This window comes from Tenacibaculum halocynthiae (assembly GCF_964512825.1).
GTDB lineage: Bacteria > Bacteroidota > Bacteroidia > Flavobacteriales > Flavobacteriaceae > Polaribacter > Polaribacter halocynthiae.
The window spans coordinates 22,273-35,587 of sequence record NZ_CAZELG010000033.1; the positions used below are offsets into that span (position 1 = coordinate 22,273).

Here is a 13,315-nt window from a genome sequence, read left to right on the forward strand (position 1 = left end):
TATTATCTTTTTTTCTGCAAAATAGTTAACGCCACTCTAATTTGTTCATAAGGTACTTTTTCCTCTAAAAACTCAAAGTAAGGTTTTAAAGTCATTTCATTTTTTAATACCTTTTTGGCATTTGCAACCAACTTTATTACTTCAGGCGTAGTAAATTCATCTAAACTAACATCCTTTCCTTCTAAATATAACTTAGATAAATGTGAAAATATAGTAGCTGGCTTTAACTTTCGACTTTCCGCTATTTCTTCAATGGTAAAATCTTCCTTGTATAACTTATATGTCTCAAGAGTAGTATCCTTTTTAGTTTTCTTTTTTTCCTTTAAAAAATTTTTAATCTCTTCTATAAATTCACCTCCATATACTTCTAATTTTCGTTGCCCTACTCCACTTATAGTTAAAAACTCTTCATCTGTTCTAGGCCTTTCCCTCTCTATTTCTTTTAAAGTAGCATCATTAAAAACTAAATATGCGGCTATATTTTCTTCTTCTGCTATACGATAACGTAATTTTCTTAACCTTTCAAACAAAGTGTCTTTTATTGCTCTTTTTCTTGTTTTAGTAATTGTTGTTTTTTCTTCTTTTTTAATTTCTACTGGAGTAGTTAATTGTACTTTTTCTCCATTAAAAAGAACTTTTTTAGAAAAATCGGTTAATTGTAACGTATTGTTTAAATGAAATGCTATTTGACTATAACCTTGATTTACTAATTGAATTAAATAATGTTGCCAATCTTTCCAAGAAATATCATTTCCTACACCGTAAGTTTTTAAATACTGGTAATTTTTATCTAATACAGTAGCATTTTTTGCACCTCTTAGTACATCTATCACTGTACCCATTGCTTCTTTTTCACCTAATCTATAAATAGCCGATAGAGCTTTTTGTGCAATTACAGTACCGTCAAAAAACTGAGGTGGATTTTTACAAACATCACAGTTTCCACAATTATTTTCAATTAATTCGCCAAAATAACTAAGCAATATTTTTCTCCTACATACAGTAGCTTCTGCAAACTGTTTCATTCTATCTAATTTTGCTTCTTGTACTTCTTTATTCCCAGTATTTTCTATAAATTGTCGTAGTTGAATTACATCTGCATAACTATGAAATAATAATGCTTTTGCAGGTAAGCCATCTCTCCCAGAACGTCCTATTTCTTGATAATATCCTTCTATATTTTTAGGCATATTATAATGTATAACCCAACGTACGTTTGATTTATCTATTCCCATTCCAAAAGCTATTGTTGCACAAATAACTTCACAATTATCTTTTATAAAAGCTTCTTGTGTTTTTGCTCTTTCTTCAAATGGTAATCCTGCATGATATGCTTTCGCATCAATATTATTTTGTTTTAATTTACTAGCTAATTGTTCAGTAGCTTTTCTACTCAAACAATAAATAATACCTGCCTCATTAGGCTTTTTATTTATAAATTTAATGATTTGTTGTACCCTATCATTTGCTGGCCTTACTTCTAAGCTAATATTCTCTCTATTAAAAGAACTTATATATTTAGTAGCATGAGAAATTGCTAGTTGTTTTAAAATATCTTCTTGAGTTGCTTTATCTGCTGTAGCAGTTAAAGCTACAATTGGAACACCTGGTAACGATTTTTTTAAAAAAGATAATTGTTTATAAGAAGGCCTAAAATCGTGTCCCCAAGCTGAAATACAATGAGCTTCATCAATAGCAATGCAACTTACATAGTTTTTATTTAAAATATTTTGCAATAATCCTAAACTCTCAGGAGCAACATATAACAATTTAATTTTCTTAGTAACTACCTCATCAAATACTTTTTCCTGTTCTTCTGTAGATTGGCTACTATTATAATATGATGCTGCAATTCCATTTGCTTTTAAACTATCTACTTGATCTTTCATTAAAGCTATTAATGGAGAAATAACAATAGTAATTCCTTCAAAAAATAAAGCAGGTAATTGAAAACAAATAGACTTTCCCCCTCCAGTAGGCATGATAACCAGAGTATCATTTTTAGCTAAAATATTTTCAATAATTTCTTGCTGTTGTAATCGAAAACTATCATATCCAAAATTAGATTTTAGTTTTTCTAACAGTACTTGTTCTGCTATCTCGTGCTCCATAATCGCAAAAATAAGTATAAAAAAAAACGAAGATGCAATATCTTCGTTTTAAAGTGTAGTAGGTTTTGAAATATTTTTTAAATATCATTTAATAATACATTAACAATTCTTAACAGTTTTCACAAAACTTGCTATTCCGTTAATAGAATGTTTATCTAACTCTTTTATAAATGCAGAACCTATAATTGCTCCATTTGCATATCTACAAGCAGTTGTAAAAGTTTTATTATCTGAAATACCAAAGCCCACAATTAATTTACTTTTTAATTCCATTGCTTTTATTCTATTAAAATAAGCTACCTGTTTTTCAGAAACTTCACCTTTAGCCCCAGTTATTGATGCTGACGCCACTACATATATAAAAGTATCAGTTAAACTATCTATCTTTTTAATACGTTCTTGAGATGTATTAGGTGTTATTAAAAACACATTACTAATTCCATATTTTTTAAATAAATCTTGATAATGGTTCTCATATTCTACCATTGGTAAATCTGGAATGATAATTGTATCTATACCACAATCCTTTACTTTTTGACAGAAAGATTCTTCTCCATATTTAATAATTTGATTTACATAGCCCATTAATACCAAAGGTGTTTTATTAGTATCTTTTATCGCTTCTAATTGTTCGAAAACTACATCTAGATTCATTCCATTATTTAAAGCAACAGAACTACTATGCTGAATGGTTGGTCCATCTGCTAATGGATCAGAGTAAGGTAACCCTACTTCTATAAAATCAACTCCATTAGCTTCCAACTCTTCAATTATTTTTGAAGTGTCATTAAGCTTAGGAAAGCCAGCTGTAAAGAAAATAGACAATAAGTCTTTATCTTTCTGATTAAATATATTTTGTATTGAATTCATTATATCTGTATATATTGTACCTATGAATAATATAATTTAGTTATCTTTTTAAAAATTTCTAGATTACATTTTTTTAGTTACTATTCTTCCAAATGTTTAATATATGTTTCTAAATCTTTATCTCCCCTACCAGAAAGATTAATTACTATGGTTTGATCTTTTTTCAAATCCATTTTAGCTAATACTGCTAAAGCATGCGCAGTTTCCAACGCTGGTATAATTCCTTCTATTTTTGTTAGTTCATAAGCTGCATCTAATGCTTCTTTATCAGTAGCGTTCATAAACTTTGCTCGCTTAGTTTCATGTAAAAAAGCATGCAACGGACCAACACCAGGATAATCTAATCCTGCTGAAATTGAATATGGTTCTTCAATTTGCCCGTACTCATCCTGCATTAAAATAGTTTTACTTCCATGAATAACTCCTACTTCACCTAATTGAGAAGTTGCCGCACTTTCTCCTGAATCAACTCCTAAACCAGCTGCTTCAACAGCTATTAATTCTACTGATGAATCTTCTAAGTAATGATAAAAAGCCCCAGCAGCATTACTTCCTCCTCCAACACAAGCTATAATAGCATCTGGGTTTTCTTTCCCTGTTTGTTCTTTTAACTGTATTTTCATTTCTTCAGAAATCACTGCTTGCAATCGTGCTACCATATCAGGATATGGATGTGGCCCTACAACAGAACCAATTAAATAATAGGTATCTGGATGTTGAATCCAATAACGAATAGCTTCGTTGGTGGCATCTTTTAATGTTTTACTTCCACTGGTGGCAGGAATTACTTTAGCTCCTAGCATTTTCATTCGAGCTACATTTGGTGCTTGACGTTTAATGTCTATTTCTCCCATGAAAACAATACATTCTAACCCCATTAATGCACAAACTGTTGCTGATGCTACACCATGCTGTCCAGCACCTGTTTCTGCTATAATTTTAGTTTTACCTAATTGCTTTGCAATTAAAATTTGCCCAATTGTATTATTAACTTTATGGGCTCCTGTGTGATTTAAGTCTTCACGTTTTAAATAAATAGTAGCTCCATATTTTTCTGACAATCGCTTAGCTAAATACAAAGGACTTGGACGACCTACATAGTGTTTTAATAAATCTTTATACTCTTTTTGAAATGCTTCAGAATTAATAATATCTATATAATTATCTTCTAACTCTTTTACATTTGGATATAACAACTCAGGAACAAAAGCTCCTCCAAACTGCCCGTAATACCCATTTTCATCTGGTTGAAATTTCATTGTTGTTGTGTTGTTTATTTTAGTTATTAACTAAAATTTGTTTTTAAATTTCTTTAATTTATCAATTGATTTCTTTCCTGGTGCTGTTTCAAACTTGCTATTTACATCTAAAGCAACACAGTATTTTGCTTGTGGAGTTTTTAAAAATGCCTTTACATCATTTACTTCTTCTAAACCTATTCCTCCACTTAATAAATATGGCTTTGTTGAGTTATATTTTTTTAATACACTCCAATTAAACGTTATTCCATTTCCTCCTCTTTCTTTTCCTTTAGTATCAAATAAAAAATAATCTACATACTCTTCATAAGGAAGTAAAGTTTTAAACTCAAATTCATTTTTAATTCCAAAAACTTTTATAATTTTTACTTTTGGTAAATGCTTCTTTAACTCTTTAATGTATGCTACAGATTCATCACCATGTAATTGAACAACTTCTAATTTATATTCTTCAATTAATGAAACCAATATTTCTAAATACTCATTTACAAATACTCCTACTTTTTTAATACTTTTAGGAATTTCAGGAATTATTCCTTCAAAATTTCTTTGAGATTTTTCATAAAAAATAAAGCCTAAATAGTCTGGATTAACTTCTACTACTTGCTTAATATTTTCTACATACTTCATTCCACAAACTTTCAGCTTCATACTATCGAATTTGACTAATAAACTCTTGACAAGCTTGCCCTGGATTTTCTGTTTTCATAAAGTTTTCTCCTATTAAAAAACCTTGAAATCCATATTCTTTTAATCCAGTAATAATTCTAGGGTCAGAAATTCCACTTTCAGATACCTTTACTGCACTTGAAGGTATTTGATTTGCCAACGCTATTGAGTGCTCTAAGTCTACCTCAAAAGTTTTTAAATTTCTATTATTGATTCCTATAATTTTATTGTCTAAATCACTAATTTTTTCTAAATCCTCCTGTGTATGAACCTCATATAAAACCTCTAAACCTAAGTCTGTTGCTAATTGTCCATAATTTTTTAGTTCTTGAGCAGTTAAACAAGTTGCTATTAAAAGTATAGCATCTGCTCCTATTGCTTTTGCTTCTACAATTTGAAACCCATCAACTACAAAATCTTTACGCAAAATTGGTTTTTGTTGATTTAATGTTCTTGCCTCCATTAAATCAGCCATTGTTCCCCCAAAAAACGATGTATCTGTTAATATAGACTGCGCAGCAACATTAGCATCTAAATATCCTTTTGTAACTTCTAATATTGTTGCTTTGTCATTAATTACCCCTTTTGATGGTGATTGCCTTTTAAACTCTGCTATAATACCTGTTGAAAAAGAATCTGTTAATGATTTTTTTAATGATAGTGGTGTGTTTTTAAAATTAGGACTTTCAACTAATTTTTTTACGGGAATTTCAGCCTTTATCTTGGCTACTTCCTTCTTCTTAAATGCTACTATTTTATCTAATATTGTCATACTTTTTTCTTTCTGTCAAATCAAACATAGTTATCGTCTAATTATACTCTCTTTTCTAAATTTCAAATGACATTTTATATTTATATCCTAACTTCTAATTAATATATTTAAACATTCTTTTGCTTTACCTCCCATCAATGAACTTTTTGCCTCTTCAAAAGCATCCTCGAAACTTTTTTTATCATCAACTATAGTCAATGCAAAAGCTGCATTAGTTAAAACCACATTATTTTGTGCTACTGTTCCTTCTCCATTTAAAATGGCCTTAAATATTTTTGCCGCTGCCTCAACAGAATCACCTCCATAAATATCTGATTGTAATAATGTGTTTTGATTTAAATCTTGAGGGGTTATTAACTCTTCTCCTTTTTTGGTAAAGAGTTTAAACCCTCCTGTTAATGATATTTCATCATATCCATCTAATGCATGAACAATTCCATAGTTTGTACCTTCTTCTTGTAAAATATAATTATACAAACGAGCCACTTCTAAATTAAAAGTTCCTAATAATTGATTTTGTGGCGAACTTGGATTTACTAATGGCCCAAGCATGTTAAAAAATGTTTTTAACTTCAATGCTTTTCTTACTGGACTAACCGCCTTCATTGCCGGATGAAACTTTGGAGCATGTAAAAAACAAATATTCGCTTTTTCTAAATGAGACTTCAATATTGCCTCATTATTTGTAAACTCATAGCCAAAACTTTCCAGCATATCAGATGATCCTGATGTGGAAGAAACTGAATAATTACCATGCTTAGCTACTTTTTGTCCTGTACCTGCTACTACAAATGATGTTAAAGTAGAAATGTTAAAAGTATCTTTTCCATCTCCACCAGTACCTACAATATCAATAGTATTATAATCTGATAAATCTACTTTTATAGCTAATTCTAATAATGCTTCTCTAAAACCTGCTAATTCATTAACGGTAATTGGACGCATCATAAAAACAGTTAAAAAAGAAGCTAAATGTGCTTCATTATAGTTTTCTTTAGCTATTGCAATAAGTACCTCTTTAGCCTGCTGCTTAGATAAACGTTTATGCTGATATAATTCGTTTAGTATTTCCTTCATTACTGTACGTTTTCTAAAAAGTTTCTTACAATTTGTTCTCCTACTTCTGTTAAAATTGACTCAGGATGAAACTGAACCGCAGAAACATTAAACTCTTTATGTTGAATAGCTTGAATTTCTCCTTCTTCATCAACAGCTGTGATAGCTATCGTTCGTGGAAAATTTTCTTTAGAAGCAATCCAAGAATGGTACCTAGCTGCTTCAAATTTTTCTGAAATACCTTTAAAAATAGTTGCTTTTGAATCAACTACTTTCATTTCAGTTGCAACACCATGAAATACTTCTCCCATGTTCTCTATTTGACCTCCAAAAACTTCTGTTATTGCTTGTAACCCCAAACACACCCCAAAAATTGGTATTCTTCCTGCATAAGTAGCTATAACTTCTTTTAAAATACCAGCTTCATTTGGTATTCCTGGTCCAGGAGATAATATAATTACATTATATTTTTCAATGTCTTTAATTGTTATTTCATCATTACGATACACATCTGGTAACTGCCCTGTAATATCTTCCACCATATGTACTAAATTATAGGTAAACGAATCGTAATTATCTAATATTAATATCTTCATAATCTGAGTATTAAAAGTAGAGATAGTAGTATAAAGAAAATAATTAAACTTCTTTTAAAAATACTAACATCTTATTTATATTTTATATTTCTTCTGCTAACAGTAACGCCTTCTTCAACGCCGCTAATTTATTATTTACTTCTTGTAGTTCATTTTCCTCATTTGAATGAATTACAATTCCTGCTCCTGCTTGGAAATACAATACATTTTGTTTACTTACAAATGAACGTATTGCAATAGCTAAATTTACAGAACCATTTAAACCTATAATACCAACTGCTCCTCCATAAAATCCACGTGATTGATTTTCATAAGTATCAATTAATTGCATTGCTTTATATTTAGGCGCTCCACTCAATGTTCCTGCAGGAAATGTATCTCCAACTATTTTAATTGGGTTTCCTTTTATTTTTCCTTGTACTGTAGATACTAAATGGATAACATGGCTAAAATATTGTACTTCTTTAAAAACATCTACTTTAACATTATCTGCATGCTTACTTAAATCATTTCGAGCTAAATCTACTAACATTACGTGTTCAGCAGTTTCTTTTTTATCTTCAGATAATTTTTTACCAAGCTTAATATCTTCGGCCATATCTCCTGTTCTTCTAAAAGTTCCTGCTATTGGATTTATAATAGCTTTCCCTTCATTAATCTTAATTTGTGCTTCTGGAGAAGACCCCATTAACTTAAAGCTTCCATAATCAAAATAAAACAAATATGGTGATGGATTAATAGATCGTAAAGCTCTATATACATTAAACTCATCTCCTTTAAATTTTTGTTGGAATTGTCGTGATAATACTAATTGAAAAACATCTCCTCTTTTACAATGTGCTTTTGCTTTTCTTACATACTCTTTAAAATCTTCATTGGTACAGTTTGAAGTTTCTTCACCATCTATCTCAAAATCCTGAGTATTAAATGCTTGAGATTTTATTATCGTTTCTATTTCTTGTATTCTTGACGTCTCACTTTCTTTTACATTCTCAATTAATATCATTTCATCATTAAAATGATTGATTGCTATAATAAATTTATAGAAACTATACTGCATCATTGGAATTGCAGAAGGAGCGTCTTTTACATTTAATTTAATTGTTTCAAAATACTGAACACTATCATAAGTAGTATACCCATATAATCCATTAAATGATTTTATAGTATCATCACATTTTAAATTAATCGTTTCTGTAAACTGATTAAATAAATTATTAAAATTTCCGTCAATGGGTTCGCTACTTACTTCTTTTCCCTTTAAAGAAACAGAAAACTTATTTTTATTAGCTTTCATAGTAATTAAAGGCTCCACACATATAAAAGAATAACTTTCTTCTTTACTATGATAATCAGAACTTTCTAATAACAATGTGTTTGAGTATTTATCTCTTAATCTTAAATACAGTCCTACTGGTGTAACCGTATCTGCTAATTGTTTTTTAGATATAGTAGTATATTCTGTTTGTTTCATTTTTAGTTGTGTTGTTAAAAACAAAAAAGGCTTATCGTGAGATAAGCCTTTTCTAATTTATATTTTACATATACAGGTTATTGCCCACTTAATTTGAGTTAAGAGAGTTCCACCACCATATGTTATTTTGTATTGTCATGATATGGCAAATTTATAATACATTTTTAATAATCCAAATTTTTATTTCAATTTATTTTTATAAAACTATAAAAAAACAATTTTTAAAATCTAAAAACCAAACAAAAGTTACATTTTAAAACAAAAAATATCAAATATTTAAAAATATAAAACCATATTAATCAGTTTAGTTTTAAAAAATAAAGTTTATCACGTTGTTTGTATCATCAATTAAAACAATAACTTTTTAAATAGTTATTAATTAGTAGTTAAAGAATATTAAAATATTAAAATGATATAAGATTATGTGTGGAATTGTATGTGCCTTTGATTTAAAAGATAAATCAGAAGTTTTAAGACCTCAGTTATTAGAAATGGCTAAAAAAATTAGGCATCGTGGCCCAGATTGGAGTGGTATTTATAGTGATAATAAAACTATTATGACCCATGAACGTTTAGCTATTGTTGATCCAACATCTGGACAACAACCTTTATTTAGTAAAGATAAAAGATTTGTTTTAGCTGCCAATGGTGAAATATACAACCACAAGGAAATAAAGAAGGAACTAAAAGAGAGTCATGAGTTTTTAACACAATCTGACTGTGAAGTGATTCTTGCATTATATAAAGAAAAAGGTGAACACTTTTTAGATGATTTAAATGGAATTTTTGGTTTTGCCGTATATGATACTGCTACAGATGAATATTTAATAGCTAGAGATCATATGGGAATCATTCCTTTATATATGGGGTGGGATAAAAAGGGAACTTTTTATGTCGCTTCTGAATTAAAAGCCCTTGAAAGCTATTGTAATAAAATAGAAGTTTTTCCTCCAGGACACTATTATACAAGAGAAGGTGGTTTACAACGCTGGTACTCTCGTGATTGGCTAGAATATGAAGCTGTTAAAGATAACCAAACAAGTATTGACGAAATTCGAGACTCTTTAGAAGCTGCTATTCATAGACAATTAATGAGCGACGTACCTTATGGTGTATTACTTTCAGGTGGTTTAGACTCATCAATAACCTCTGCTGTTGCAAAAAAATACGCCTCTAAACGTATAGAATCTGGTGATAAAGATGAAGCTTGGTACCCTCAATTGCATTCTTTTTCTATTGGTTTAGAAGGATCTCCTGACTTAGCCGCTGCTAAAGAGGTTTCTGAACATATTGGTACAATTCATCATGAAGTAACTTTTACTGTTCAAGAAGGACTAGACGCTATTCGTGATGTTATTTACAACTTAGAAACTTACGATATTACAACAATTCGAGCTTCAACTCCTATGTATTTACTTGCCCGTGTAATAAAATCGATGGGAATTAAAATGGTGTTATCTGGCGAAGGTGCCGATGAAATTTTTGGCGGGTACTTATATTTTCATAAAGCTCCTAGTGCTGAAGAATTCCATAAAGAAACAGTTCGTAAGCTAGATAAGCTATATCAGTACGACTGCTTAAGAGCCAACAAAAGTTTAATGGCTTGGGGTATTGAAGGTCGTGTTCCTTTTTTAGATAAAGAATTTATGGATGTTGCCATGCGTATAAACCCTGAAGACAAAATGATTAATGGAGAACGAATGGAAAAATGGGTTTTACGAAAAGCTTTTGAAAGTTATTTACCTGAAAGTGTTGCTTGGAGACAAAAAGAACAATTTTCTGACGGAGTTGGATATAACTGGATTGACAGTTTAAAAGAAGTTGTTGATGCAGCTGTTACTGAAACAATGATGGACAATGCTTCTCATAGGTTTCCTATGCAAACTCCAAGAGCTAAAGAAGAATATTATTACCGTTCTATTTTTGAAGAACATTTTTCTAGTGAAACTGCTGCTTTAACTGTACCATCTGTACCTTCTATTGCTTGTAGCACGCCTACTGCATTAGCTTGGGATGCAAGTTTTCAAAACGTAAATGAACCTAGTGGAAGAGCCATTAAAGCAGTGCATGAAGATGCTTATTAAATAGCATTTTTAGTTGTGTTAAAAACCTCATTTCAATGAGGTTTTTTTTATTCAAAATCCAAAAAGTTTTCAGCTTCTATTAACTTGATAAGAACATTCACCTTTTCCATCATTTTATTATAAAACTGATTCTGTTCTTTTTCTCCTGAAGTATTTAACAGTTTAGAGTGCTTAATTTGTTTTCTAAAATAACTTTGAGCTTCATAACAAGTTTCTTTATCGGTTGTTTTAAAATAAGACAACATTGAATTTGGAACAAATAACATTTGTTTTTCTTTATTAAAAACAAATACATTATTATTCATCAATAAAAGTTCATTATAATATAAGTTAAACACATTTTTTTTTGATACAACTTTTTCAGATAACTCATCTAATAACAGCTTTAATTCATTGCACAACTCTAATGCTATTGAAAAAGATACTTGACCAGCTTTATAATAAAAATGAATCTGCTTTAAAGTACTATTAATTGTAGTAGTATCCCAAATCTCAGAAACATTCACTCCTTGATATATACTTCCTAATTTTTTAGCTTTTTGCATGGTTGATAACTTCGGATAAAAAGCTTTAAAAGGTAAATTTCTAAAACTTTTATCTAACAACTTTAACCAAACATATATTTTAAATCTGCTCAATAAATTTCCTTTCAATAGATGAAAAATAGGTAAATCTTTTGCTGAATAGAATAAATGAAAATCTTTCCGATCGACGATTAATCGAAGTGACTCATAAGAATCTTCAAAATATTGTTCTAAGTTTTTTTCGTTTTTTATTTGAATAGTTTTCTCTACTGAAACATAACTTTTATGAACCTCGCCAATAAGTGAATCAATTGACAACCCAAAATATTTAGCCGCTATAACACTTTCATTTAAAGACATTTTACTTTTTAAACTAGTTCTTCGATGCGCCGCATCATAACTAATGTTTAGTACACCAGAAAGTACCTCATTCAATGACTTTCCATTCAACTTTTCTTTTATTTTCTCAAATAACTTTTCTTGATACATAATATATCTTTTTTTGTGAAAATCACAAAATAAAACAATTCTAGTTGTGATTTATCTTTCTTAAAAAACATTAATCACAATAAATTTACTTAAAATTATAAATATTAGACTTATGAAAATTAAACTTTTTTATTTATCCTTTATTTTTTTTAGCGTTTGTATAAATGCACAACAACAAAAAAACATTGCACTTTTAATAGAAACTGGTCTTGAAAAATCTGGTAGTAAAAACAACATAAATGTAGGAATTGGGCTAGAATATTTTGTAAGTAAAAAAAGCTCAATAAACCTTAGACTTAAATATGGTCATGCAAATATACATAGTGAACGCATAAATAATTCTAAAAGTTTCTTCAGTTTAACATCTTCTTATTTCATTTCATACACAAGCTCTATAGTATCTATACCTATAATGTATAAACTCCAAAACAAGTTATTTTTTAAAAGAATTGCCTTTAATTTTACAATCGGACCAGCATTAAACTTCACTTTAAATGACAAATACATTAAAACGGAAAATATAAAAAAACACAAAAATGACATTTATATTAATATGGGAATAGGTATGGGGCTATCCTACACTATAAATTCAAAAAATAGTATCTATATAAATGCTGAATATTTTGGTTTTGGTGGTGGAAAAACTGATAGAAAAGGAATTATAGCTACTAGAAGATGGCCAGAAATATCACAAATTAACATTGGTTTTAAATATAAACTTAATTAACATGAAGGTTATTTTTACTATTTCCCTTATTATTTTATTTTTAGTAGGCAATAATACCTACGCTCAAAAAAGAAAATTCAGGCCATTAATAGGAACTCAACATGAAAAAAACTCAGATGTATACGGCCTTTCTTTAGGCTTTTATCCTACTCAGTCAAATTATAAAAATCTTAATAGAACTTATGGCGTTAGACTTGAAATATTCCCATTATCTTTTCTATATTTTTTAGCCTCAAAAGTTCCTGAAATACAAGAAGTAAATCATAAAATATACGGAATAAATTTATCTACTGGCACTTTTCAAGGAATAGATATATATGGTATCTCTACAACATTATTTATGAATAATATTAAACATTCAAATGGCATTTCATTAGCTGGCTTAACAAATTCTATTGAAAAAGGTAACGGTATAATGATAGCTTTTGGGGGAAATGGGATTAAAAAAGGTAATGGCATAATGATTTCAGGCCCTTATGGAGGGTACAGTGAAAATTTTAATGGTATTCAAATTTCTTTCGAGAATTATTCTACAAAAATTAACGGAATTCAAATTGGCTTATTCAATAAAACAAAAAACTTAAAAGGTATACAAATTGGCTTATGGAATAAAAATAAAAAAAGAACACTCCCTTTTATTAATTGGAACTTCTAACAAAAAAACTCCCTGATAAACAGGGAGTT

12 protein-coding genes are annotated in these 13,315 nt (G+C 29.3%); 3 read left to right on the forward strand and 9 right to left on the reverse strand.

Annotation, left to right across the window (positions count from 1 at the left end; all coding sequences use genetic code 11):
* Nucleotides 1-2: 2 nt before the first annotated feature.
* The 8 genes from recQ to ACKTTQ_RS12660 all read right to left on the reverse strand — a co-directional run bounded on the left by recQ (nt 3) and on the right by ACKTTQ_RS12660 (nt 8,807).
* The gene (recQ, locus tag ACKTTQ_RS12625) at nt 3-2,111 is read right to left on the reverse strand and encodes a DNA helicase RecQ (RefSeq protein ID WP_408049396.1); all 2,109 of its coding nucleotides are present in this window, start codon (nt 2,109-2,111) and stop codon (nt 3-5) included.
* A 99-nt stretch (nt 2,112-2,210) separates the two neighbouring features.
* Complete coding sequence (gene trpA / locus ACKTTQ_RS12630; protein WP_299135563.1) at nt 2,211-2,981, reverse strand: tryptophan synthase subunit alpha; 771 nt, start codon at nt 2,979-2,981, stop codon at nt 2,211-2,213.
* A gap of 80 nt (nt 2,982-3,061) precedes the next feature.
* Nucleotides 3,062-4,240, reverse strand: coding sequence for a tryptophan synthase subunit beta (gene trpB / locus ACKTTQ_RS12635; protein ID WP_093870553.1), 1,179 nt, complete (start codon nt 4,238-4,240; stop codon nt 3,062-3,064).
* A gap of 30 nt (nt 4,241-4,270) precedes the next feature.
* Nucleotides 4,271-4,891, reverse strand: a complete 621-nt coding sequence (locus ACKTTQ_RS12640) for a phosphoribosylanthranilate isomerase (RefSeq protein ID WP_113785629.1) — start codon at nt 4,889-4,891, stop codon at nt 4,271-4,273.
* Between the two features lies 1 nt (nt 4,892).
* A complete protein-coding gene (trpC, locus tag ACKTTQ_RS12645) occupies nt 4,893-5,681 on the reverse strand; it encodes an indole-3-glycerol phosphate synthase TrpC (RefSeq protein ID WP_093870551.1) in 789 nt (262 codons plus the stop codon).
* Between the two features lie 87 nt (nt 5,682-5,768).
* Complete coding sequence (trpD, locus tag ACKTTQ_RS12650; protein WP_113785628.1) at nt 5,769-6,758, reverse strand: anthranilate phosphoribosyltransferase; 990 nt, start codon at nt 6,756-6,758, stop codon at nt 5,769-5,771.
* Nucleotides 6,758-7,333, reverse strand: coding sequence for an anthranilate synthase component II (locus ACKTTQ_RS12655; protein WP_093870549.1), 576 nt, complete (start codon nt 7,331-7,333; stop codon nt 6,758-6,760). The genes trpD and ACKTTQ_RS12655 overlap by 1 nt, the downstream gene beginning before the upstream one ends.
* An 82-nt stretch (nt 7,334-7,415) precedes the next feature.
* The gene (locus ACKTTQ_RS12660; protein ID WP_299135568.1) at nt 7,416-8,807 is read right to left on the reverse strand and encodes an anthranilate synthase component I family protein; all 1,392 of its coding nucleotides are present in this window, start codon (nt 8,805-8,807) and stop codon (nt 7,416-7,418) included.
* 422 nt (nt 8,808-9,229) lie between these two features.
* Between ACKTTQ_RS12660 and asnB the strand changes: the two genes are divergently transcribed.
* The gene (asnB, locus tag ACKTTQ_RS12665) at nt 9,230-10,891 is read left to right on the forward strand and encodes an asparagine synthase B (RefSeq protein WP_093870547.1); all 1,662 of its coding nucleotides are present in this window, start codon (nt 9,230-9,232) and stop codon (nt 10,889-10,891) included.
* A 47-nt stretch (nt 10,892-10,938) separates the two neighbouring features.
* On the opposite strand, the gene ACKTTQ_RS12670 is transcribed toward asnB, so the two are convergent.
* Entirely contained in the window at nt 10,939-11,904 is a 966-nt protein-coding gene (locus ACKTTQ_RS12670; RefSeq protein ID WP_408049397.1) for a hypothetical protein, read from the reverse strand.
* Nucleotides 11,905-12,016: 112 nt separating this feature from the next.
* Between ACKTTQ_RS12670 and ACKTTQ_RS12675 the strand changes: the two genes are divergently transcribed.
* Nucleotides 12,017-12,631: an outer membrane beta-barrel protein gene (locus ACKTTQ_RS12675; RefSeq protein WP_093870546.1), complete on the forward strand. Its 615-nt coding sequence runs from the start codon at nt 12,017-12,019 to the stop codon at nt 12,629-12,631.
* 1 nt (nt 12,632) lies between these two features.
* Complete coding sequence (locus ACKTTQ_RS12680; RefSeq protein ID WP_147239354.1) at nt 12,633-13,286, forward strand: LA_2272 family surface repeat-containing protein; 654 nt, start codon at nt 12,633-12,635, stop codon at nt 13,284-13,286.
* Nucleotides 13,287-13,315: the final 29 nt, after the last annotated feature.

What these genes read in the sequence shown, in the direction of transcription:
- recQ (WP_408049396.1), bottom strand. Translation starts at nt 2,111, where the DNA reads ATGGAGCACGAGATAGCAGAACAAGTACTGTTAGAAAAACTAAAATCT.
- trpA (WP_299135563.1), bottom strand. Translation starts at nt 2,981, where the DNA reads ATGAATTCAATACAAAATATATTTAATCAGAAAGATAAAGACTTATTG.
- trpB (WP_093870553.1), bottom strand. Translation starts at nt 4,240, where the DNA reads ATGAAATTTCAACCAGATGAAAATGGGTATTACGGGCAGTTTGGAGGA.
- ACKTTQ_RS12640 (WP_113785629.1), bottom strand. Translation starts at nt 4,891, where the DNA reads ATGAAGCTGAAAGTTTGTGGAATGAAGTATGTAGAAAATATTAAGCAA.
- trpC (WP_093870551.1), bottom strand. Translation starts at nt 5,681, where the DNA reads ATGACAATATTAGATAAAATAGTAGCATTTAAGAAGAAGGAAGTAGCC.
- trpD (WP_113785628.1), bottom strand. Translation starts at nt 6,758, where the DNA reads ATGAAGGAAATACTAAACGAATTATATCAGCATAAACGTTTATCTAAG.
- ACKTTQ_RS12655 (WP_093870549.1), bottom strand. Translation starts at nt 7,333, where the DNA reads ATGAAGATATTAATATTAGATAATTACGATTCGTTTACCTATAATTTA.
- ACKTTQ_RS12660 (WP_299135568.1), bottom strand. Translation starts at nt 8,807, where the DNA reads ATGAAACAAACAGAATATACTACTATATCTAAAAAACAATTAGCAGAT.
- asnB (WP_093870547.1), top strand. Translation starts at nt 9,230, where the DNA reads ATGTGTGGAATTGTATGTGCCTTTGATTTAAAAGATAAATCAGAAGTT.
- ACKTTQ_RS12670 (WP_408049397.1), bottom strand. Translation starts at nt 11,904, where the DNA reads ATGTATCAAGAAAAGTTATTTGAGAAAATAAAAGAAAAGTTGAATGGA.
- ACKTTQ_RS12675 (WP_093870546.1), top strand. Translation starts at nt 12,017, where the DNA reads ATGAAAATTAAACTTTTTTATTTATCCTTTATTTTTTTTAGCGTTTGT.
- ACKTTQ_RS12680 (WP_147239354.1), top strand. Translation starts at nt 12,633, where the DNA reads ATGAAGGTTATTTTTACTATTTCCCTTATTATTTTATTTTTAGTAGGC.